This window comes from Amycolatopsis sp. MtRt-6, from assembly GCF_017308975.1.
Classification (GTDB): Bacteria; Actinomycetota; Actinomycetes; order Mycobacteriales; family Pseudonocardiaceae; genus Amycolatopsis.
The window spans coordinates 119,682-140,144 of record NZ_JADWPD010000031.1 but is presented as its reverse complement, the minus strand read 5'-3'; the positions used below and the strand labels follow the sequence as shown (position 1 = coordinate 140,144).

20 protein-coding genes are annotated in these 20,463 nt (G+C 71.6%); 11 read left to right on the top strand and 9 right to left on the bottom strand.

Annotation, left to right across the window (positions count from 1 at the left end):
* Positions 1-55: 55 nt before the first annotated feature.
* Positions 56-589 carry a hypothetical protein gene (locus I4Q55_RS38420; protein ID WP_206795308.1) on the bottom strand — a complete coding sequence of 178 codons (534 nt, stop codon included), beginning with the start codon at positions 587-589 and terminating at the stop codon, positions 56-58.
* A 198-nt stretch (positions 590-787) separates the two neighbouring features.
* On the opposite strand from I4Q55_RS38420, the gene I4Q55_RS38415 reads away from it, so the two are divergent.
* From I4Q55_RS38415 to I4Q55_RS38405, 3 genes are all read left to right on the top strand, one after another.
* Complete coding sequence (locus I4Q55_RS38415; protein WP_206795306.1) at positions 788-2,323, top strand: cell wall metabolism sensor histidine kinase WalK; 1,536 nt, start codon at positions 788-790, stop codon at positions 2,321-2,323.
* Between the two features lie 97 nt (positions 2,324-2,420).
* Complete coding sequence (locus tag I4Q55_RS38410; protein ID WP_206795304.1) at positions 2,421-4,259, top strand: glycosyltransferase family 39 protein; 1,839 nt, start codon at positions 2,421-2,423, stop codon at positions 4,257-4,259.
* A 108-nt stretch (positions 4,260-4,367) separates the two neighbouring features.
* Positions 4,368-4,925: a GNAT family N-acetyltransferase gene (locus tag I4Q55_RS38405; protein WP_206795302.1), complete on the top strand. Its 558-nt coding sequence runs from the start codon at positions 4,368-4,370 to the stop codon at positions 4,923-4,925.
* Here the strand turns inward: I4Q55_RS38405 and I4Q55_RS38400 are convergent.
* Together I4Q55_RS38400 and I4Q55_RS38395 are read right to left on the bottom strand one after the other, a co-directional pair.
* The gene (locus I4Q55_RS38400; RefSeq protein WP_206795300.1) at positions 4,870-6,048 is read right to left on the bottom strand and encodes a hypothetical protein; all 1,179 of its coding nucleotides are present in this window, start codon (positions 6,046-6,048) and stop codon (positions 4,870-4,872) included. The two genes, I4Q55_RS38405 and I4Q55_RS38400, sit on opposite strands and share 56 nt — an antisense overlap.
* Positions 6,045-7,112, bottom strand: coding sequence for a helix-turn-helix domain-containing protein (locus I4Q55_RS38395; protein ID WP_206795298.1), 1,068 nt, complete (start codon positions 7,110-7,112; stop codon positions 6,045-6,047). The genes I4Q55_RS38400 and I4Q55_RS38395 overlap by 4 nt, the downstream gene beginning before the upstream one ends.
* Before the next feature lie 235 nt (positions 7,113-7,347).
* On the opposite strand from I4Q55_RS38395, the gene I4Q55_RS38390 reads away from it, so the two are divergent.
* From I4Q55_RS38390 to I4Q55_RS38360, 7 genes are all read left to right on the top strand, one after another.
* The gene (locus I4Q55_RS38390; protein WP_206795296.1) at positions 7,348-7,968 is read left to right on the top strand and encodes a hypothetical protein; all 621 of its coding nucleotides are present in this window, start codon (positions 7,348-7,350) and stop codon (positions 7,966-7,968) included.
* Between the two features lie 20 nt (positions 7,969-7,988).
* The gene (locus tag I4Q55_RS38385; protein WP_307793426.1) at positions 7,989-8,651 is read left to right on the top strand and encodes a Crp/Fnr family transcriptional regulator; all 663 of its coding nucleotides are present in this window, start codon (positions 7,989-7,991) and stop codon (positions 8,649-8,651) included.
* Between the two features lie 84 nt (positions 8,652-8,735).
* Positions 8,736-9,008: a hypothetical protein gene (locus I4Q55_RS38380; RefSeq protein ID WP_206795291.1), complete on the top strand. Its 273-nt coding sequence runs from the start codon at positions 8,736-8,738 to the stop codon at positions 9,006-9,008.
* Positions 9,005-9,619: a hypothetical protein gene (locus I4Q55_RS38375; protein WP_206795289.1), complete on the top strand. Its 615-nt coding sequence runs from the start codon at positions 9,005-9,007 to the stop codon at positions 9,617-9,619. Before I4Q55_RS38380 ends, I4Q55_RS38375 begins: the two co-directional genes overlap by 4 nt.
* Before the next feature lie 69 nt (positions 9,620-9,688).
* On the top strand, positions 9,689-10,945 hold the full coding sequence (locus I4Q55_RS38370; protein ID WP_206795287.1) for a bifunctional glycosyltransferase family 2/GtrA family protein: 1,257 nt from the start codon (positions 9,689-9,691) through the stop codon (positions 10,943-10,945).
* Entirely contained in the window at positions 10,945-12,783 is a 1,839-nt protein-coding gene (locus tag I4Q55_RS38365) for a glycosyltransferase family 39 protein (protein WP_206795285.1), read from the top strand. The genes I4Q55_RS38370 and I4Q55_RS38365 overlap by 1 nt, the downstream gene beginning before the upstream one ends.
* Positions 12,784-12,901: 118 nt before the next feature.
* Positions 12,902-13,639: a twin-arginine translocation signal domain-containing protein gene (locus I4Q55_RS38360; RefSeq protein ID WP_206795283.1), complete on the top strand. Its 738-nt coding sequence runs from the start codon at positions 12,902-12,904 to the stop codon at positions 13,637-13,639.
* Here the strand turns inward: I4Q55_RS38360 and I4Q55_RS38355 are convergent.
* Entirely contained in the window at positions 13,627-14,361 is a 735-nt protein-coding gene (locus I4Q55_RS38355) for an AfsR/SARP family transcriptional regulator (RefSeq protein WP_206795281.1), read from the bottom strand. The two genes, I4Q55_RS38360 and I4Q55_RS38355, sit on opposite strands and share 13 nt — an antisense overlap.
* Before the next feature lie 90 nt (positions 14,362-14,451).
* Between I4Q55_RS38355 and I4Q55_RS38350 the strand changes: the two genes are divergently transcribed.
* Positions 14,452-15,165: a PP2C family serine/threonine-protein phosphatase gene (locus tag I4Q55_RS38350; RefSeq protein ID WP_206795279.1), complete on the top strand. Its 714-nt coding sequence runs from the start codon at positions 14,452-14,454 to the stop codon at positions 15,163-15,165.
* Positions 15,166-15,220: 55 nt separating this feature from the next.
* On the opposite strand, the gene I4Q55_RS38345 is transcribed toward I4Q55_RS38350, so the two are convergent.
* From I4Q55_RS38345 to I4Q55_RS38325, 5 genes are all read right to left on the bottom strand, one after another.
* Complete coding sequence (locus I4Q55_RS38345; protein WP_206795277.1) at positions 15,221-15,703, bottom strand: DUF2127 domain-containing protein; 483 nt, start codon at positions 15,701-15,703, stop codon at positions 15,221-15,223.
* A gap of 26 nt (positions 15,704-15,729) precedes the next feature.
* On the bottom strand, positions 15,730-16,158 hold the full coding sequence (locus tag I4Q55_RS38340) for a hypothetical protein (protein ID WP_307793424.1): 429 nt from the start codon (positions 16,156-16,158) through the stop codon (positions 15,730-15,732).
* Complete coding sequence (locus I4Q55_RS38335) at positions 16,140-16,334, bottom strand: zinc finger protein (protein WP_206795275.1); 195 nt, start codon at positions 16,332-16,334, stop codon at positions 16,140-16,142. The genes I4Q55_RS38340 and I4Q55_RS38335 overlap by 19 nt, the downstream gene beginning before the upstream one ends.
* 48 nt (positions 16,335-16,382) lie before the next feature.
* Positions 16,383-18,716 (bottom strand): GH92 family glycosyl hydrolase, encoded by a 2,334-nt coding sequence (locus tag I4Q55_RS38330; RefSeq protein ID WP_242547475.1) that lies wholly within the window; start codon positions 18,714-18,716, stop codon positions 16,383-16,385.
* A 75-nt stretch (positions 18,717-18,791) separates the two neighbouring features.
* The gene (locus I4Q55_RS38325; RefSeq protein ID WP_206795273.1) at positions 18,792-20,240 is read right to left on the bottom strand and encodes an amidohydrolase; all 1,449 of its coding nucleotides are present in this window, start codon (positions 20,238-20,240) and stop codon (positions 18,792-18,794) included.
* Positions 20,241-20,463: the final 223 nt, after the last annotated feature.

The following is a 20,463-nucleotide window of genomic DNA, read 5'->3' as shown; positions in this document are numbered from 1 at the left end:
GGCCTTCGGTGCGTTGAACGCACCGAAGGCCACATTGGGGCGCTTGAGAGCCGGGTCAGCCGGTCCGGGCCGGGGCGCCCGAGGGTGGTGTTCCCTGGCCGCCGCCCGGGCCCGCCTCACCGTCCGTCACCGACGTCGCCGTCGCCGTTCCGCCCGACTCCGTGGCCACCACCGTGACCGTGTCGCCCGTCGCCAGGCCCGTCGCCTGCGCCGACGTGATCGTGTACGTCTTCGAGAAGCCGTCGTCGCTCTTCGCGGTCAGGGACGTCGCGCTCAGCTCCGTCACCTCGCCCGTCTGCATGATCTTCGTGACGTAGCCGCCGTTGCCGTCGGATGCCACGTACTCGCCGTGCAGCGCCGAACCCAGGCCGCCGCCCGGGCCGCCCGGCATGCCGCCCGGGCCGGCCTGCGTGTCGGTGGCCGCCGACGACGAAGCGGCCCAGACCGCCGCTCCCCCGCCCGCCACGATCACCGCCGCGACGGCGCCCGCCGCGATCTTCCTGCCCGGTGACCAGGCCGGCTTCGCGGCCGGCGCGGGCGTCGCGCCCCACGTCTGGTCCGGAGTGGACGGTGCCTGCGGTGTCGTCATGTGTTGCTCCTCAACGTGATCCTTCGGTGCGGTCCACGGTGGAGCCGTTCGCTGTGCACCGACTGTGCCTGCCGTCAGCCGTTCCTGTGACCGGCGAACGGCGGGAAACCGGACATCCGGGCACGGGGCCGGTCACCGCACAGCCGCTTCACAGGCAGCGCACAACCCGCACACACGGCGCGGACGGACGCTGGTTCCATGGCCGCGCGAACCGTCCCGCCCGCTCCCCGCCGGGGACGGCTTTCGCTGCGCGCGAAACTGACCGGCTCGATGGTCGTGCTGCTCACCGTCGTGTGCCTGATCGTCGGCGTGGTCAGCGAGTTCGCGCTCGGCCTGTTCCTCACCCGCCAGATCGACCAGCAGCTCTCGGCCGCGGCGAACCGTTCACTGGTCTTCGCGAGCAACGCCCGGCCGCGGGACGGCGGCCCACCGCCGCAGAACCAGGGCCAGCACCCGCTCGGGCAGAACGTCGGCACGGTGAGCGGCACCTTCTCGGGCGGCCGGCTCGTCCACGACGACAGCATCTCCGAGCACGGCGGACGGCTGCACCTGACCGCGGACCAGCAGGCCCTGATGCTGTCGGTGCCGACCGACGGCGAACCGCACACCCTGTCGTTCGACGACCTCGGCGAGTACCGCCTGATGGCGCTGCCGGTCGCCGGGACGTCCGACGTCGTGGTGACCGGCCTGCCGATGAAGCCGGTCAACGACACGCTGCTCACCGTCGGGCTGATCCTGTTCGGCGTGGCCGCCGCGGGCGTGCTCGGCGCGGCCTTCCTCGGCGCGTTCGCGGTCCGCCGCACGCTGCGCCCGCTCGACCGCGTCGCGGCCACCGCCGGGCGCGTCACCGAGCTGCCGCTCGACCGCGGCCAGGTGGCGCTGTCCATCCGCGTCCCGGAGGGCGACACCGACCCGCGCACCGAGGTCGGCCAGGTCGGCTCGGCGCTGAACCTGATGCTCGGCCACGTCGCCCAGGCCCTCGAAGCACGGCACGACAGTGAGATCCGGGTCCGGCAGTTCGTCGCGGACGCCAGCCACGAGCTCCGCACGCCGCTGGCGGCGATCCGCGGGTACGCCGAGCTGGCCGCCCGCGGCAGCGCGCTGGTGCCGCCGGACGTCGCGCACTCGATGGGCCGGATCCAGTCCGAGGCCGTCCGGATGACGACGCTGGTCGAGGACCTGCTGCTGCTCGCCCGCCTCGACGCCGGCCGCCCGCTGGACGAGCGCGAGGTCGACCTCACCCGGCTGGTCGCCGACGCCGTCGGCGACGCCCGGGTCGCCGGGCGGGAGCACCGCTGGCTGCTGGAGCTGCCGCCGGACCCGGTGCTCGTGCACGGCGACGTCCAGCGCCTGCACCAGGTGCTGGCGAACCTGCTGGCCAACGCCCGCACGCACACGCCACCGGGCACCACGGTGGTGACGGCGCTGGCCCGCTCGGCCGACGGCAGCGCGGTGCTCACGGTGACCGACGACGGCCCCGGTATCGCGCCGGACCTCCTGCCGGACGTCTTCGAGCGCTTCGCCCGCGGCGACTCCTCGCGCTCCCGCCAGGCCGGCAGCACCGGGCTGGGGATGGCGATCGCGTCCGCGGTCGTCGTGGCCCACCACGGCACGATCGAAGCGCACAGCAGGCCCGGGCGGACGGAGTTCGCGGTGCGCCTCCCCGTGGCCGTGCCCGCACAGCGCGTGCACAGCGTCGGCACAACCCGGCCCCAGCTGGGCACCGGAAGCTGATCCCATGACCGCTGTGACATCCGGGGCTTCGCCCCGGGCCGGGGGCTCCGCCACCCGGAGCCCCCGAACGGCCGCTCTCGCGTCCCGCGAAACCGTTTTGCCCCCTTCGCCACCGGCTCGCCCGCCGTGGCACCGCCCCGCGCTGGCCGTCCTCCTGCTCGGGACGGCCGTGCTCTACCTGTGGGGCCTCGGCGCGTCCGGCTGGGCCAACGCCTTCTACTCGGCAGCCGCGCAGGCGGGTTCGCAGAGCTGGAAGGCGCTGTTCTTCGGCTCCAGCGACGCGGCCAACGCGATCACCGTCGACAAGACCCCGGCGGCGCTGTGGGTGATGGGCCTGTCGGCGCGTCTGTTCGGCGTCAACGCGTGGAGCATCCTGGTGCCGCAGGCGCTGATGGGCGTGGGCTCGGTGTGGTTGCTGTACGCGACCGTCCGCCGCACGTCCGGCCCGGCGGCCGGGCTCGTCGCCGGGCTGGTGCTGGCCCTGACGCCCGCCGCGGCGCTGATGTTCCGGTTCAACAACCCGGACGCCCTGCTCGTGCTGCTGCTGGTGGCGGCCGCGTACTGCGTGGTGCGCGCGTGCGAGAAGGCGAGCCCGCGCTGGCTCGCGCTGGCCGGCGTCGCGGTCGGCTTCGGCTTCCTGGCGAAGATGCTGCAGGCGTTCCTGGTGCTGCCGGCGTTCGCGCTCGCCTACCTCGTCGCCGCGCCGGTGCCGCTCGGCAAGCGGCTGCTGCACCTGCTCGGCGCGCTGGCCTCGGTGCTGGTGGCGGCGGGCTGGTACCTGGTGGTGGTGGCCCTCTGGCCGGCGGCGTCCCGCCCCTACATCGGCGGCTCGCAGGCGAACTCGCTGTGGGAACTGATCTTCGGTTACAACGGCTTCGGCCGCATCACCGGCGACGAGGTCGGCAGCGTGGGCGGCGGTGGCGGCCGCGGCTGGGGTGCGACGGGCCTGACGAGGTTGTTCGGCAGCGAGATGGCGGGCGGCATCGCCTGGCTCCTGCCGGCGGCAGTGCTGGCGCTGGGCGCGGGGCTGTGGTTCACCCGCCGCGCCCCGCGCACCGACGCGTCCCGAGCGGCTCTCCTCCTGTGGGGCGGCTGGCTGTTGGTGACGGCGCTGGTGTTCAGCTACATGAGCGGAATCATCCACCCGTACTACACGGTGGCGCTGGCCCCGGCGGTGGCGGCGCTGGTGGGCACGGCGGCGGTCCAGCTGTGGCGCCTGCGCGCGAACCCCGCGGCATCCGGCTTCCTCAGCGGCGGCGTGGCGTTGACGGCGCTGACGACGTATCTGCTGCTCGCGGACTCGTCGTGGCAGCCATGGCTGGCCCCGACGGTCCTGGTGGGCGGTCTGCTGGCGGCAGTGGCACTGTTCTTCGCAACGCACCTGACGCGCTGGGCGGCTTCGGTGGTGGCCGTGTTTTCGCTGGTAGTGGTGCTGGCCGGAACGAGCGCGTACACGCTGGTAACGGCAGCGACGACCCACAGCGGAGCAATCCCGTCGGCGGGCCCGTCCTCCGGCTTCGGCGGCCGCTTCGGTGGCACTGGCGGCTTCGGCGGTCGCGGCGGCGGCCCGGGTTCGCTGCTGTCGACAATGCTGCCCGGCGCGTCGCTCACGGCGTTGCTGCAGAAGGACGCCTCCCACTACACCTGGACGGCGGCAACGGTCCTCTCGAACGCGGCGGCGGGCTACCAGCTGGCTTCGGGGGCGCCGGTGATGGCCGTGGGCGGCTTCAACGGGACGGACCCGTACCCGACGCTGGCGCAGTTCCAGCAGTACGTGGCGAACGGGCAGATCCACTACTTCCTGGGCGAGGGCATGTCGATGCCGGGCAACAGCGGCTCGGACGCGGCCCAGCAGATCGCCGAGTGGGTGGCCGGCCACTACCAGGCATCCACAGTGGACGGCGTAACGGTGTACGACCTGACTGCGACCGTGTGAGACACGACGAAAGCAGGGTGTGACGCCGGTCCGGGCCCGGGCAACCTGGTCAAGAACCGGCTCACTCCGGCACACTGGTGGTGCCCAGGCGAACAGGAGTTCCTGCTGATGACCGAGCCTCACGTACGGCCGGCCGACTCGGCAGACCTGGAATCGTTCGCCGAACTCCTCGGTGACCACGCATTCTTCGTCGATCGCTTCGAACGACAGCGGAATGAGAACGGCGTGCTGTTCCTGGGCTGGCTGGGTCCCCGGCCCGCCGGAGCCGTCTACCTGTGGCTCGAGGACGCCGAGGAGGAGGTCATCCGCGAGCACCTCCCGGGCATCCCCCTGATCACGCACCTGGAAGTCCATCGCGACCTGCGGCGGAACGGCGTCGGCACGGCGCTGGTCCGAGAGGCCGAGCGTCGCCTCTTCGAGAAGGGCTCCTACCGGGTCGCGCTCGCGGTGCGGACGGACAACCACGACGCCGCCCGCCTGTACAAGCATCTCGGCTATCGCGACTGGGGCCACGGCGAGGTCATCTGCCTGGCGCGGACGACTTCGCCGGACGGCACGGTCCTGGTCGAGGAGGAAGTGTGTTACGTGCTGGTCAGGGACCTGACGCCGATCACACCCGAGCCGCGGGCCGAGGCAGCTCCGGTTGCTGCTCCGCACCCGTGCTGACCGGCACGTCGATCCCCGTCTGAGCCAGTAGCGGGATGCCCAGTGCCGCGACGGCGTGCTCGACACCCGAAGCGCCGCGGTGGTCACGCCGGAGGTCGGCGATCCGCTGCCGCCAGCGCACGCAGTCCTGCTGCCAGGCCCGCAGGTACCGCACGCACAGGTCCGGCGTGATCAGTTCGCTCCGGCCGATCGCGGCCTTGAGCGAGTCGACCATCCGCGTCCGCTGAGCCGCCTCGATCGGCGACGCCTCCACCAGCTTGATGGTGTTGCGGATGATCCGGCGGCGGTCGGCGAGGAAATCCCGCCAGTACGCCTTGGTGGCCTGCGCCAGGCCGAGGTGGCTGTCGAACAGGCCGAACACGCCTTCGGCGAGGGTGTCGCCCAGTTCCTCGCCGCGGGCGCGGCGGGGGTCCCGGTAGGGATCGTAGTCCTTCTGCCGCGCTTCCCCCGTGGTCGCGGACGGCCGCAGTTTCATGCCGTCAAGCAGGAAGAACCAGTCTTCGTTGTAGATGTTGGGGAAGAACGAGCTGAAGGCCGCTTCACCCACCGCGAGTGCGCCGCCGCCGATGAAGGTGTCCTGCTTCTGCCCGGCGTCCCGGATCGCGTGACACACGACGGAGTTGTCCGGCATGCCGGTGTTGGCCAAGCCGACCACGGCGTATTCGCCGAGCAGGCCGGCCGCGACGCCGAGGTCCGCGGGGTTCGGCAGCACGATGTCGTCGTCGAGGAAGAGGATCCGCTTCCAGCCGGCGAGCACCGCGATGAGCAGCCCCAGGTTGCGCTTGAAGCTGGTGTCGGTCTGCCGCCGGAACCGGGTGAAGCGCAGGATCTCGTCCGTGGCGAACGTCGGCACGAGCCCGGGGTTCAGCAGATCGGTGTCGATGGCGAGCGCGCGGACTCCGGCGTTCTTCGCCTCCAGGATCGCGCCCGAGGTCGTCGACAGCTTGCTGCACAGGAAGAGCAGGAAGACGTCGCGCGCCTTGGCCGCGGCGATGGCCTGCCGCAGGTAGGGGGCCGGGCGCGCGGTGGGCACGATGATGGCGTCCATCGCCGCGAGGGAGACGTCTTCGGTATCGAAATGCGCCAGGAGATCCTGGTGCGACTCGTGCTGCCGGGCGTTCACTCGGCAGCCTCGGGCCACTCGTGCAACCGGTTCTCCTCGAGGGTCCAGTCGGGAGTCAGCCCCTGTCCCCCGACGACAGGCACGCGGCTGATGATGCTGAAGGATTCCACATCGCCGAAGCGCTCGTGCACGTACGCGGTGTTACGGTCGCGGAAACGCGCGTCCGTCAGCGCGCGAACCGCTCCGAGGGTGCCACGACCGTACATGCCATTGCACACGGTCACGGTGCGCTTTCGGTTGAACGGACTTTCGCCGCGGTAGAAGTGGGCGACGTCTTCCAGCAGGTGTTCCCGCCGGTCGAGCTTGGGTTCGAACAGCTTCGGACGCCCGTCCTGCTGCACCCGGAACCCGCCGTGTTCGGCGTCGTCCGCCCGGCCGACCTGCTCCACCGGGAGGTCGACCCGCTCGATCACGTCCCGGGTCACCGAGTTCCAGTCGACGCCGCCGAGCAGCACGAGGTGACTCGTGTAGTCGTCCGCCGTCAGCTCCTCGCTGGTGCAGAACTTGACGTTGTTGTCCGGGTTGCGCGAGCGGATGTGGCCGAACAGCTCGATCAGCGCGTCCGGGTCGGCGTAGGTGTACAGCGAGACGAAGTCGGCGCTCTCCGAATCCGCATAGGACAGGTGCTTCCGGTACTTCTCCGGCAGCCGGGCACAGACGATCGTGATGTTCTGGTCCTCGTCGAACGTCCAGATGTCCCTCGCCGACCCCGGCGCGCCGAGATTCCGGCCTTCACGCAGCCCCAGCAGCTCTTCCAGGAGCTCCTTGCGCCGCGTCCGCTCCCCGTCCGTCAGTTCGTGGACAGGGAGGACGCGGAGAGTCCCGCCGTCGAGGGACCGCCGGGTCGCGAACAGCGTCGCGTAGGCCTCCAGCCGCTTGGTCGGCGGCGCGACCGGCTTGTCGGCGTTCTCCCACGACGAGATCAGCGAGATGCTGAGCGGCTTGTTCCCGCCGAACGCCTGGGCGAGCTGGCCCTGGGTGACGCCGGCATCGGGCCACAGCGTCTCGCGCAGCGCGCGCAGGCGGCGGGCGAGCGCAGGCCGCGGTTGCTGGACTGGGGACACGACTCGGGCCACCCTTCAGGAAATTTCAGTGCTCCCGACGAGGGCACCGATACTACTCCCCGTCACTAGCGATCCGGTCGACCCCCCTACGAAGCAGGGGCTGAAACGTTACGCTTGCCAAAACACCCCTGCACCGAACAGATAACACCGATTCATCTCAGTTGATCCGGGGTACTTCACGCCTTACAGTCTCCTTGACTGAACTTCAGTTTCGACCTGAAGGCAGGAGCAGGCCATGAGTACTCCAGCGCAACACGTCCCCCTCCACCGGGCCATGGTGGCGGTCGACATCGAAGGCTCGACGACGCGGACCAACCCGGCCAGGGCCCGGCTCCGCACCGTCCTGTTCGAGCTGCTGGACGAGGCCTTCCTGGCCGGCGGGATCACCAAGAAGCACCGCGACGGCTTCGTCGACCGGGGTGACGGCGCGCTGTGCCTGGTCCGGCCGGTCGACCAGGCGCCGAAGCCGGTGCTGCTCACCACCGTCGTGCCGACCCTGGCGGAGCTGCTGGAAAAGCACGCCGAGAGTCATCCCGAGCTCGCCTTCCGGCTGCGGGTCGCGGTGCACGCCGGCGAGGTGCACTACGACAACCGCGGCCCGTACGGCGAGGACGTCGACATCGTCTGCCGCTTCGTCGACGCGCGGGAGCTCAAGCGGCACCTGAGTATCACCGCCGCGCCGCTCGTGCTCGTCATCTCACCGGAGATGCACCGCTCGGTCGTCCGGCACGGCTACCCCGGGATCGACGACACCGCGTACTTCCAGACGGTGCCGATCAAAGTCGGCACCCAGCGGCTCCGCGGGTGGATCCACACCCCGGAAGCCGCCCGGCGCCAGGAGGACATGCCCGCGTAGCAGGAAAAGAGGTGGGGACAGTGGAACCGACGGGCTTCTGGGCCGAGCTGGCCCCGGCCGATCGCCGCAAGGTGGCGGAGTCCGCCACGCGGCGCGCCTACCGGCGCGGGCAGGCCGTGTGCCGGGAAGGCGACCTCTCCACCGTCGTGCTGGTGCTGCTGGCCGGGCACGTGCGGATCGTCCACAGCACGCCGGACGGGCGCGAGGTCGTCGTCGGGGTGCGGGGCGCCGGAGACGTCATCGGAGAGCTCGCCGCGATCGACGACCTGCCGCGCTCGGCGACCGTCGAGGCGCTGGACGACCTCGACGTCCTGGAGATTCCCGGTGACCGGTTCGCCGCGCTGTGCCGGACGCGGTCGCGGATCTCCTGGGCCCTGCTGCTCGTGCTCTCGGCCCGCCTGCGGTCCGTCGGCAGGCAGTGGCTGGACGTCGGCGGCGGGGCCGCGGCGCGGCGAGTGGCCGCGCAGCTGATGCAACTGGCCGTCCAGCACGGCGTGCCGCGCGGCGACGACATCCGGATCGCGGTCCCGGCCACGCAGGCCGAACTGGCGATGACCGCGGCGATCTCACGGGAGTCCTGGGCGCGCGCGACGCGCGAACTGCGGCGCCGAGGGGTGATCAGCACCGGCCGAAGACAGGTGACGATCCACCGCCTGGCCGAACTTCGACGACTGGCGAGCTGAATCCCGCGCTGTGTGTCAGCTGACACAGAGGATTCGGCGCGCCGGAGGTTTCCTGGATCCACGGGCAGAGGAGGAGGGCTTTTCATGGACCCCTACACCACCCCACCACGCCGGAGCCGCTGGCGCCGGGGCGTCTACGCGGCCGGTCTCGTCATCCCCTTCACCGCGTCGCAGCTGTGGGCGCTGCTGGTGCTGTTGCGGCTCGCCCCGCTCGACGGGCTGGTCGGTCAGGCTTTCGTCCTCGTCCTGCTCGGCTCCGCCATCGCGATCTGGGCCGGCTGGCGCTGGACCTGGCAGCTCGGCCGCGACCGCGACGTCAAGCCCGAGCCCGCCCCGAAGACCCGGATCCCGACATGACGTCCGGGCCGGTCATCGTCGCCGCCCTCGTGGCGGCCGCCGGTGCCGGACGCCTCATCGGCGGCCTCCTCCGCCGCCGTCCGACCGAAAGGAGCACGGAAATGACCACCCCGCCACCGACCTTCCCGCTGCGGATCTACCACTGGCGGTGGGAAATCCTGGCCGTGACACTGCTCCCCTACGGCGTGGTGACGTTCGCGCTGTGGGCCGGTCCTCTGTGGACGGCGGTGGTCTTCGCCGGCGTCGCGGCCACGGCCGTGCTGCGGCGCCGCCAGGTCCGGGCCCGCATCCACGCGATCCGGCTGCAGCACCGCCTGCGCGCGGTGTTCCCCCACCTGCGCCTCCCCGGCGGCCGTCTCCCGGCGATCCTGTGGAGCCGTCCCCGCGGCGGCGACATCGTGGTGTCGCTGTTCGGCCGCGAGGCGTTCGAGCACCTGCACCGCCACCGCTCGGTGCTGGCGACCGCCTGCGGGGTCCCGGAGGTGTACGTCGACCGCCACCCGAAGTACGCGAGCCTGGTGACGCTGACGATCAGCCCGACGCCGCCGAAGCGCGAACCCGGCCGGGCCGCCCTGCCGAGCAACGTGGTGCCGCTGCGGGCGCACAGCTGAGCGGCACCGCACAGGAACCGCACAGAAAGAACACACGATCACCAAAGCGGCGGCCGCGACCGTGGGGGCATGACAGCCACCGCCCCCGCATCGCGGCCCGGGACCGTGCCGGTCGACCTGGCCGGTCCTGAGCCCGTTCTCGACGTCGTCATCCCGGTCTACAACGAAGAGACCGACCTCGAACCGTGCATCCGCCGGCTGCACGCGCACCTGGCCGAACACGTCTCCTACCCCTACCGGATCACCGTCGCCGACAACGCGAGCACCGACGCGACGCTGCAGGTGGCCGAACGGCTCGCCCGGGAATTCCCCGAAGTCACCGTCCGCCACCTCGACGAAAAGGGCCGCGGCCGCGCGCTCAACGCCGTCTGGCAGGCCTCCGACGCCGCCGTGCTCGCCTACATGGACGTCGATCTCTCCACCGATCTCGCCGCGCTCGGGCCGCTCGTCGCGCCGCTGCTGTCCGGGCACTCCGATCTCGCCATCGGCAGCAGGCTCGCCCGGGGGGCGCGAGTGGTGCGGGGCCCGAAGCGCGAGTTCATCTCCCGCTGCTACAACCTGATCCTCCGCTCGACGCTCGCCGCGAAGTTCAGTGACGCGCAGTGCGGCTTCAAGGCCATCCGGGCCGACGTCGCCCGCGAGCTGCTGCCGCACGTCGAAGACACCGGCTGGTTCTTCGACACCGAGCTGCTCGTGCTGGCCCAGCGGGCCGGCCTGCGGATCCACGAGGTGCCCGTCGACTGGGTCGACGACCCGGACTCGTCGGTGAACATCGTGCGCACCGCCACTGAGGACCTCAAGGGCATCGCCCGCGTCACCAAGGCCACCTTCACCGGGGAAATCCCGATCAGCAGGCTGCGTGAGCAGCTCGGCAGGCAGCCGATCGGCGTCGACGCGCCGGGCGTGCCGCCGCGGCTGGTGACGCAGCTGGTGCGGTTCGCCGCGATCGGCGTCAGCAGCACGCTCGCCTACCTCGTGCTGTTCCTGCTGCTGCGCACGGTCGTCGGCGCGCAGCCGGCGAACTTCGCCGCGCTGCTGGTGACGGCGATCGGGAACACCGCGCTGAACCGGCGGCTCACCTTCGGCATCCGCGGCCGCGCCGGCGCCGGGCGGCACCAGTTCGAAGGGCTGCTCGTGTTCGGCCTCGGGCTCGCGCTCACCAGCGGCGCGCTGGCCCTGCTGCACGTGTCCACCACCCCCGGCCTCGTCCTGGAGCTCACCGTGCTGGTGCTGGCGAACCTCACCGCCACGGTGCTCCGGTTCCTGCTCCTGCGCGGCTGGGTGTTCAACCCGCGCCGCCAGGCCACCGCCCCGGAGGAGTACTGATGACCGCCGTCCTGCCCGCCCCGGTTTCCGAACCCCGGCACCGCAAGGAGTCCGGCGCCCACGCACCACCGCGCTGGGTCCGCCCGGCGGTGTTCGGGCTGCTGGCCGCGACCGCGGTGCTGTACTTCTGGAACCTCACCGCGTCCGGCTACGGCAACTCGTTCTACGCCGCCGCCGTCCAGTCCGGGACGCAGAGCTGGAAGGCCTGGCTGTTCGGGTCGCTGGACTCGGGCAACGTGCTCACCGTCGACAAGCCGCCGGCGTCGCTCTGGGCCGGCACGGCGTTCGCCCGGGTCTTCGGGTTCTCGAGCTTCACCGTGCTGGCACCGCAGGCGCTGATGGGCGTCGCGTCCGTCGGCATCCTGTACCTGACGGTGAAGCGGACTTCGGGCCCGGTCGCGGGGCTGCTGGCGGGGGCGATGCTGGCGGTGACGCCGGTCGCCGCGCTGATGTTCCGCTTCAACAACCCCGACGCGCTGCTCGTCCTGCTGATGGTCGCGGGTGCTTACTTCGTCGTGCGCGCGACGGAAAAGGCGAATCCGCGATGGCTGGCGCTGGCCGGCGTGGCAATCGGGTTCGGGTTCCTGACGAAGATGCTGCAGGCGTTCCTGGTGCTGCCGGCGTTCGGCCTGGCGTACCTGCTCGCGGCGCCGGCGTCGCTGCCCAAGCGGCTGCTGCACCTCGGCGGCGCGGTCGTGGCGCTGGTCGTCTCGGCGGGCTGGTACATCGCGCTGGTCGACCTGTGGCCGACGTCGTCGCGGCCCTACATCGGCGGTTCCGAAGGGGACAGCCTGCTCGAACTCGCGTTGGGCTACAACGGGTTGAGCCGCATCTTCGGCGGCGAGGGCAACGGCGGGGGCATGGGTGGCGGCGGTCTGGGCGGCAACACCGCCTTCGGCGGTTCCACGGGGCTGTTCCGGATGTTCGGCGCCAGTTTCGGCACGGAGGTTTCGTGGCTGCTGCCCGCCGCGCTGATCGGGCTGGTCGCCGGGCTGTGGTTCACCCGCCGCGCGCCGCGCACGGACGCGACCCGGGCGGCGCTGGTGCTGTGGGGCGGCTGGCTGGTCGTGACCGCGCTGGTGTTCAGCTTCATGAGCGGCACCGTGCACCCGTACTACTCGGTGGCGCTGGCCCCGGCGATCGCCGCGCTGGTCGCGATTTCGGGCCGCGCGCTGTGGCGGGGCCGGGCGCACCTGGCACCGCGGGCCGTGCTGGCCGGCATGGTGGTGGCGACGGCGGTGTGGTCGTTCATCCTGCTGGACCGGACGCCGGAGTGGTTCCCGGCGCTGCGCTGGATCGTCGCGGTGCTCGGCGTGCTGATCGGCACGGTGCTGGTGATGGGCGTGCCCGCGGCACGCCGCGTGGTCGCGGTCGTGGCGGCGTCGGTGGTCCTGACGATCGGCGTGTCGTCGGCGGCGTACGGCGTCGAGACGGCGTCGGTGGCCCACAGCGGCTCGATCCCGGCGTCGGGCCCGACGTCGAGTGCGATGGGCGGCTTCGGCGGCGGGTTCGGCTCCTCGTCGAACGAGATCGGGACCTTGCTGGCGCAGACGACCACGAAATGGGCGGCGGCGACCACGGGTTCGCAGAGCGCGGCTTCGCTGGAACTGGCCAGCGGCAAGGCGGTGATCGGCATCGGGGGCTGGAGCGGTTCGGACCCGGCGCCGACGCTGGCGGAGTTCAAGGCGTACGTGGCCGCGGGTGAGGTCGAGTACTACATCGAGGGCGGCCGCGGCGGCGGGCCGGGCGGCGGGTCGTCGGAGATCACGGAGTGGGTGACGGCGAACTTCACCGCGACCACGGTCGACGGCCAGACGGTGTATGACCTGCAGAGCTGAAGATCGTGCGAAGGGGCCGGCTCACGGCCCCTTCGCACGCTTACAGAGAAAGTATAGAAATCATCCGTACCTTGGCGGGCGAACGGCGGCAGGGCGTCGCCGCACGAGGGGGTACATCGTGGATCGCCGTAGCCTGCTCAAAATCGGGGCCGCCACCGTGGCCGGGGTCGCGCTGACCGGAACCGGAACCGCGCTGGCGGACACCGGTTTGTCGCCCGTGCCCGGGATGCTCGGCGACCGCCGCGCCAACGAACTCTGGTACCAGCTCGACGAAATCTCGCTGTACAACCCGTCCCAGGAAGTGCGGGACGCCTACGCCGTGCTCTTCCCCTTCATCCAGCAGAACGCTCCGGAAGGCCTGTACGAAAAGTGGCGGGAGCTCAGCCGGGAACCGGGCTACCCGCACAACTACGCCGAGTTCGCCAAGCCCGTCGAAGGGCCGCTGAAGACGCTCTCGAAGCTGCAGCTCGACAACTTCGACCACTTCTACCGCGGTGACGAAGCCGGCCTGGCCAGCGCCTTCGCCGCCTTCGGGCAGGGCGTCCTCTTCGATCCGCGGCGGGCGCCGGTCGAGTCGGAGGTGCACACCATGAACGGCAGCCCTCCTCCCGGCTACCACTTCTGGCACGCCATCGTGCGTGCGCAGATGTTCCTCGGCATCGACCGGCACCGGTGGGCGCGGATCGACCCGATGATCGGCTTCGCCTGGGCACTGCAGTCCATCGCGAAACCCGACCACCGGCACGTCAATCCCGGCCTGCCGCGTGACCAGGTCCGCGCGCTGGCCCGCTACTGGCTGCCGCGCTCCCCCGCCCGGCTCGACCGCGACTTCCAGTCGGCGCCCTACCCCGCCTGAGTGTCCAGCACCCGCTGGTAGGCCGCCCGCAGCGCGGGGCCCGGCGCGATCCCGAGCCGCTCGTCGAGGAGGCGGCGGCCCCGGTGGTACACCGCGACCGCGTCCGCCGGCCGTCCGCTCGCGCAGAGCGCGGCCATGAGCAGGGCCCGCGCGCGTTCCCGCATCGGGTGCTCGTGGACGAACGCGGTCGCGTCGGGCACCGCGCGCAGGTGGTCGCCCGTCGCGATCTCGGCTTCGAGCCGGCCCTCCAGCACCGCCAGCCGCAGCTCGTCGAACCGCGCCGCCTCGCCCGCGCGAAGCGGTTCGGCGACGTCGGCAAGGACCGGACCGCGCCACAGCTCCAACGCGGCGCGGAACAGTCCCGCCGCGCGAGCCGGCCGCTCCGCGCGCAGCTCGTCGTGGCCCGCGGCGGCCAGCCGCTCGAACTCCTCGGCGTCGACGGTGCCACCCGGCGTCAGCAGGTAGCCGCCGCCGGCGCGGACGAGCCGCGTCGGCCGCCCGAGCGCCTTGCGCAGCCGGGACGCGTAGGTGCAGACCTGCGCGTCGACCGTCGCCGGGCGTTCGCCGTCCCACAACAGTGAAATCAGCCTCTCATCGGGCACCACCCGCCCGCGGGCCAGCAGCAACGCGGCCAGCAGCGTCCGCGGCTTGCGGCCGCCGAGCGCGGCCGGCCGCCCGTCGGCGCGCGACACCGTCAGCGGCCCGAGAATCCGGAACTCCATCCCACCCCCTTCCCAAGGTACCCGGAAAATCTCAGCCGCCCCTTAGGTTCGGCGCGGATCATGGAGGTCAGAGGGGACGAGGAGGCCGCGATGATCACCACACGTCCGGGTTACCCGCGCTGGCACACCGCGAGCGCGCAGGGGCCGCGCTCACTCAACGCCGACGCCGTCGGGGCGTACGCCGCGGCCGGCGGACCCGGCATCGCGTTCGCTCTCGCCGACGGCGTCGGCGACGATCCCGCCGCCGCGCGCGCCGCCCGTACCGCGGCCGCGGCCGCGGCCCGCACGCCTGTCCACAAAGGACCGGTCGAGGCGGTGCTCGCCGCCCAGCGCGCGGTGCGCGAGCAGACGCTCGGGGACGCCGTGCTCGTCGTCGCCATGCCGGCCGAACACGGCGGCTACCGCATCGCCTGGGTCGGCGACGCCCGCGCGTACGCCTGGAACGGCACGGCGTTGAGCCGCCTGACGACCGACCACACGCTGGCCGAGTTCTTCCGCGCCCGCCACCAGCCGGTGACACCCCGGATGGAGCACGTGGTCACGACCAGCGTCCGCACCGCGGAGCCGCACGAGATAGGCACGGCGGAGACGACGAGCGCGGGCCTGCTGCTGACCAGCGACGGCGTCCACAAGCCGCTCACCGGAAGCGGGATCCGCGCGGTGCTGGCCCAGCCGGGCACGGGGGCGGCGGAACTCGTGGAAGCGGCGCTGGCCCGGGGTGGGACGGACAACGCCACCGCGCTTTACGTCGAGCCTTTGGAGGTCGTCGACAGCACGACGGTGCGATTTCCCGTCGCCGCGTGAAGCCGGCCCGTCGGGATGAGTTCTGCCGCCAGGTGCGGTTTGTTCGGTGCCCGGCTCAATCTTCGTTGTGCTTGAGCTGCTTGTACTCCCGCAGCACCAGGACGATGATCACGACATCCAGGGCTGCGAAGAACGGCAGCGCTATCGAGTGGGTGTGCACCGCCCGAAAAACCTCATAAACCACGAACGCGGCGAGGATGACCGCCGCCACCGGGTAGGCTCGGACGATCTTGCGGGCCAGTGCCCACACCAGGCCGAGCTTGATCAGGCCGTGTGCGAGCAGGTACGCGACCGCGAACGTCTTGGTGTCGCCGTGGAGGAAGTTCTCCGTCGCCGACTCGAGGTGGCGTGCCAGGGTGCCCGACGGGTCGCCGAGGAGGTCGCGGGTGATCACCGCGTGGGTGAAGCCGCTGACGGCCGCCGCCGGGATGAACGCGAGGATCAGCGCCCCGACGACCTGCAGTGCGCCGTCGAGGCCCTTGAGGGCGATCGCGATCCGGAAGAAGCGCTCGGTCGCCGTCGTTTTCTGCTCGGACATGCCTCCAGCTCAGCAGAAACCGCGGATCAGTGCACGTGGAGGCACTTTTCGCACTGTTCGTGCCGGGCTGTCCGGCCGGTCGGGTCCGTCCCGTAGAAGGGGAAGCACGCCGCGCCGCAGACGGCCAGGAAGATCGGCCCGCACCGGAGGGGGTGCGGGCCGACCTGGTGGGCGACGGCCAGCGCTCGCCGCCGTGCGCCCGCTTCGGGGAGCCAGCCGTGCTCCGGCAGGCCGGCCCGGACCTCGGCGTCGAGCTCGTCGGCGCGGGTGATCAGGTCCGCGCCCAGATCGGCGAGCCGTTCCCCCAGGTCGCGGAGGATGTCGGGCCGCGGCACCTCCTCGCCGACGGTCCGGGCCAGCCACGCCAGATCGGGCGCGAGCGAGCCGTGGAGGTCCCGGATGCGCTCCAGGAGCCGGCGATCCCGTTCGGCTCCGCTCAGCACCGAGCCAGCCACGCCGACTCGCACTCGGTGCAGGTCGGGTCGAACCAGTGCCCGCCGAGCTGCGGCACGTCCCGCACCGCGACGGTCACCTCTTCCCCGCACAGAGCCACGAACTGTTCCTGCGGACGCGGAGGGAACGGCCCGTCGAGCGCGTGGCGCTTCCCCTCCGCCTGCTGCCACCTCAACATGAGGACGATTGAAACCGTCCCCGTACGTTGACACCAGCACGCGACGGGTCACATGGCGGGTGGTGCCGCCCGCGTGCCCCACGCCGTGGGCGTGTCACTCAGGTCGAACCGGAGCTTGCCTGCCCGCAGCAGGTCCGCGTGCGAGATCCAGCTGCGGTCGTAGCTCCGGTGTCCGATCCGGACGTCCCTGGTGTACTGGAGCTTCCCCGCGCTCGCGCCCGGTGCCTCGATCTCGATCTTGCGGCCGCCCGCCGGCTGGATCTCGACCTTCTCGAACATCGGTGTGCTGAGCAGGTACGTCCCGGAGCCCGGCTGGGCCTCGAAGACGCCGGCCATGCCGAAGACCAGCCACGACGAGATGGTGCCGAGGTCGTCGTTGCCGGGCATGCCGTACGGCGTGTCCGTGAACAGCGTCCGCGCCGCGCGCAGCACGGCCGATGTCTTCCACGGTGCTCCCGTCCAGCTGTACATCCAGGGTGCGTGCAGGTCGGGCTCGTTGTTCGGGTTGAACGCGAAGTTGTTGTGGTAGTCGTACGCGCCGTGGACCCAGGAGTCCTTGGCGGCCTTCGCCGGGTCGGTGAGCAACAGCGGCATGTCGAAGAACGTGTCGAGCCGCTTTTCCGCCTGTGCCGGGCCGCCCATCAGGCCGAACAGCTTCGCGGTGTCCTGCTGGGCGAGCCACTGGTACTGCCACGGCGTGCCCTCGTGGAAGCCGGTGGACTTCGCCGGGTCGGGGTCGCCGACGCCGGTTCCGTCCGCGGCCTTCGTGCGCGGGAAGCCGGTGAAGCCGCGGGACTCGACGCTGGTGTCCCACAGCTTGGCGAAGTTGCCGCAACGCGCCCGCAGCGTCGCTGCCTTGTCGCCGTAGCCCAAACCGGCCGCCATGGTGGACAGGGCGCAGTCGGCGAGGGCGTACTCGAGGGTCGCCGAACCGGCCTGGCGCGTGTCCCCGTAGGTGTAGCCCGGCAGGTCCTGGTAGCCGATCCAGCCGTTCTCGACGTAGGTCGGGTTGCCGTCGCGGCCGCGGAAGACCGACTGGTCCTCCGGCACCTCGTTGGCGTTGCGCCACAGCGCGTCGAACAGCTCGCGCGCGGTGCGGTCGTCGAGGATGCCGCGGCGGTAGTTGTCGACCAGCCACGGCGTGACGGGGTCGCCGCTCATCACGTTCGTCTCGCCGCTCGCCAGCGCCCAGCGCGGGACCCAGCCGCCGTCCTGGTAGATCTTGAGGACGGACTTGGTCATGTCCGCGGCCTTGTCCGGGTGCAGGAGCGCGACCAGCTGGTTCTGCGAGCGGTAGGTGTCCCACAGCGAGAACATCTGGTAGTAGGTGTCGCGGCTGCGGTGCACCTCGTCGTCGAAACCGCGGTAGGAACCGTCCACGTCGGACCCGACGGACGGGTGCAGCAGCGACCGGTACAGCGCGCTGTAGTACGTCCGCTGGTCGGCAGTCGTCCCGCCGGCGACACGCATCCGGTTCAGCTCGTCCGCCCACGTGTCGTGGGCGGCTTTCCGCGCCTGGTCGAACGACGTGGGCTGCTCGGCGGCGCGGTTCAGGCGGGCGCCGTCGATCGAGGTGTAGGACAGCCCGACGGAGGCGCCGACCTGGTTCCGGTCGGTGCCGAAGGTGAGCCAGGCGCCGGTCCGCTGGCTGCCGAGCTTGGCATCGCGCTGGTTCGCCGTGAGCCTGTTGTCGGTCCAGGTGCCGAAACTCGTGAACTTGCGGTCGAACTTGGCGCTGAAGAAGACCTTGTACCGCTCCTTCTGGGTCTCCCAGCAGAAGTTGCCGCCCTGCAGCCAGCCCTCGACGGTGTCCTCGCCGACGACGTGGACCTCGCCCGCGTAGGTGTAGCCGTTGCTTTCGCCGACCTCGATGAGGACGTTCTCGCCGGCCGCGCCGCCGGGGAACGTGTACCGGTGCTGGCCGGTGCGCTGGGTGGCGGTGAGCTCGGCGTCGATGCCGTTGGCGAGCTTGACGCCGTAGTAGCCGGGCCGGCGGGTCTCGTCGGCGTGGCTGAACTTGGCGCCGTACTGCGCGGGGTCGCTCGTGGTGACGGCGCCGGTGGTGGGCATGAACCGGAAGTTGCCCATCGTCTGGCAGCCGACGCCGGAGAGGTGGGTGTGGCTGAAGCCGAGGGTGGTGTCCTGCGCGTAGTCGTAGGACGCGTACTTCTTGAGCTGGGTGTCCGGGCTGAGCTGGACCATCCCGAAGGGGGTGGTGGCACCGGGGAAGGTGGTGCCGTCGCCGTTGTTGCCGATCGAGGTGTCGACGAGGGTGGTGGGGTCGCCGGCGAACCGGGGGCCGCCGGCTTCGGCCGGGGTGGCGAGGGCCAGCGTCGTGGCTCCGGCGAGCAGGGTGGCCAGGACGCGCGAGCGCGTTCTCATCCGTGTCCTCCTGACAACGTTGTCACATGCACGGTGGGATCTTTTCCGTTGTCCGGTGGACAAATCAAGCCCCGGCTACACCTGATGGGTGACGTGCCCGTCGACGATCGTCGCCGTCACGGGGAGGTTGCGCAGGTCGGCCGGTGACAGCGCCGACGGGTCCGTCGCCGTCACCATCAGGTCCGCGACGTCCCCCACCGTCACTCCGCGGCGGCCCCCGGACGACGCCGCCAGTGCCTCGGCGAACGGGATCGCCTGCTCGGGGTGCCACGGCGGGCGGTCGTCGTCCGTGCGGGAAATCGCCGACGCGATTCCGTCCCACGGGTCGAGGGGCGCCACCGGGGCGTCCGAACCGAACTCCAGGCGGGCTCCCGACTCCAGCAGCGACCGGTACGGGAACGCCCGCTCGGTCCGGCCGTGCCAGTGGCGGTCCGCGACGTCGCGGTCGTCCGGCTGGTGCGCCGGCTGGACCGCCGCGATCACCCCGAGAGAAGCGAACCGGGGGATATCCGCCGGCGACAGCAGCTGCGCGTGCTCGATGCGGCCGGGGCAGCCGACCTCCTCGAACGCGTCCAGGGCGATCGTGTTCGCCCGGTCGCCGATCGCGTGGACCGCCGGGATCAGCCCGTGGTCGAAGGCCCGCCGCAGCAACGGAACCAGTTCGCCGGGCGGCAGTTCCAGCAGGCCAGGCGAATCCACGCCGGGGTACCGGTCGTGGCAGTAGGCCGTGCGGGTGTTGAGGGAGCCGTCCACGAAGAGCTTGAACGGCCCCACCGTCAGCAGCCCGCCGGACTCCGGCAGGACGTCGCCCGTGCGGTGGCCGCGCTCGATGGTCTGGTCCAAGAGGTGCTTCGCGATGACGCACGAGATCCGCGCCGCCGGGGCGCCCCGGCGGGTCCAGTCCGCCACCGTGTCCGCGTACTCGTAGTCGACGATCTGCGTCACGCCCCGCGCGGCCGCCGCGGAAACCGCTTCCGCCACCCACTTGTCCTGAACGTCGATCGCCGCGGTCGGGAGCTGGGCGGTCGCGCTCATGCAGTCACCCTCCAGCAGTACGCCCGTCGGGTGGTCGCGGCCGATCAGCTTCAGGGCCGCCGGGCTGAGCCACAACGTGTGCAGGTCCGCGCTGAACAACGCGACCGCGCGGCCGGGCAGCGCCCGCTGCAGCAGGTCCTTGTGCGGCTTGTCCGGCCACAGCCCGTCGCGGAACCCGGCACCCACGACGAGCTCCGTCCGCGGCGACGGCGTCGCCAGCAGGTGGGCGAGCAGCAGCTCGATCGCCTCCCCCGCCGAGCGGGCCGCGTCCAGGGGAATGCGCCGCCGGAACGTCGCCCACTGCACCAGGTGGACGTGCGCGTCGACCAGCCCGGGCAGCAGCGTCCCGCCGTGGCCGTCGACCACGCGCGCGGCGAATCCCGCGGACCCCGGCGCGGTGATCGACGTGACCCGGCCGTCGTTCACCCGGACGTCGGCGAGGTCGCCGCCGAGGCCCGGCCGGACGCGGCGCAGCAGGAGATCATCCATGCGGACCACCTTGCCAGCCCGGCCCGTCCGGGTGAAGCACGGCTTGAGATGAAGAACAGCGGGGTATTCCCCTACTGTTGACACAGATGGCAGCCGTCGCCCGCCGAAGGGTCAGGGCCGGTTCAGGAGCGCCGCCTTCACAAGCCGCGCAGGGTTCGACTCCCTCGGTTGCCGCCGAACCCGGCGCAAGGCGGAGCTTTAACGTGAAAGTGCCGCTTCGCGT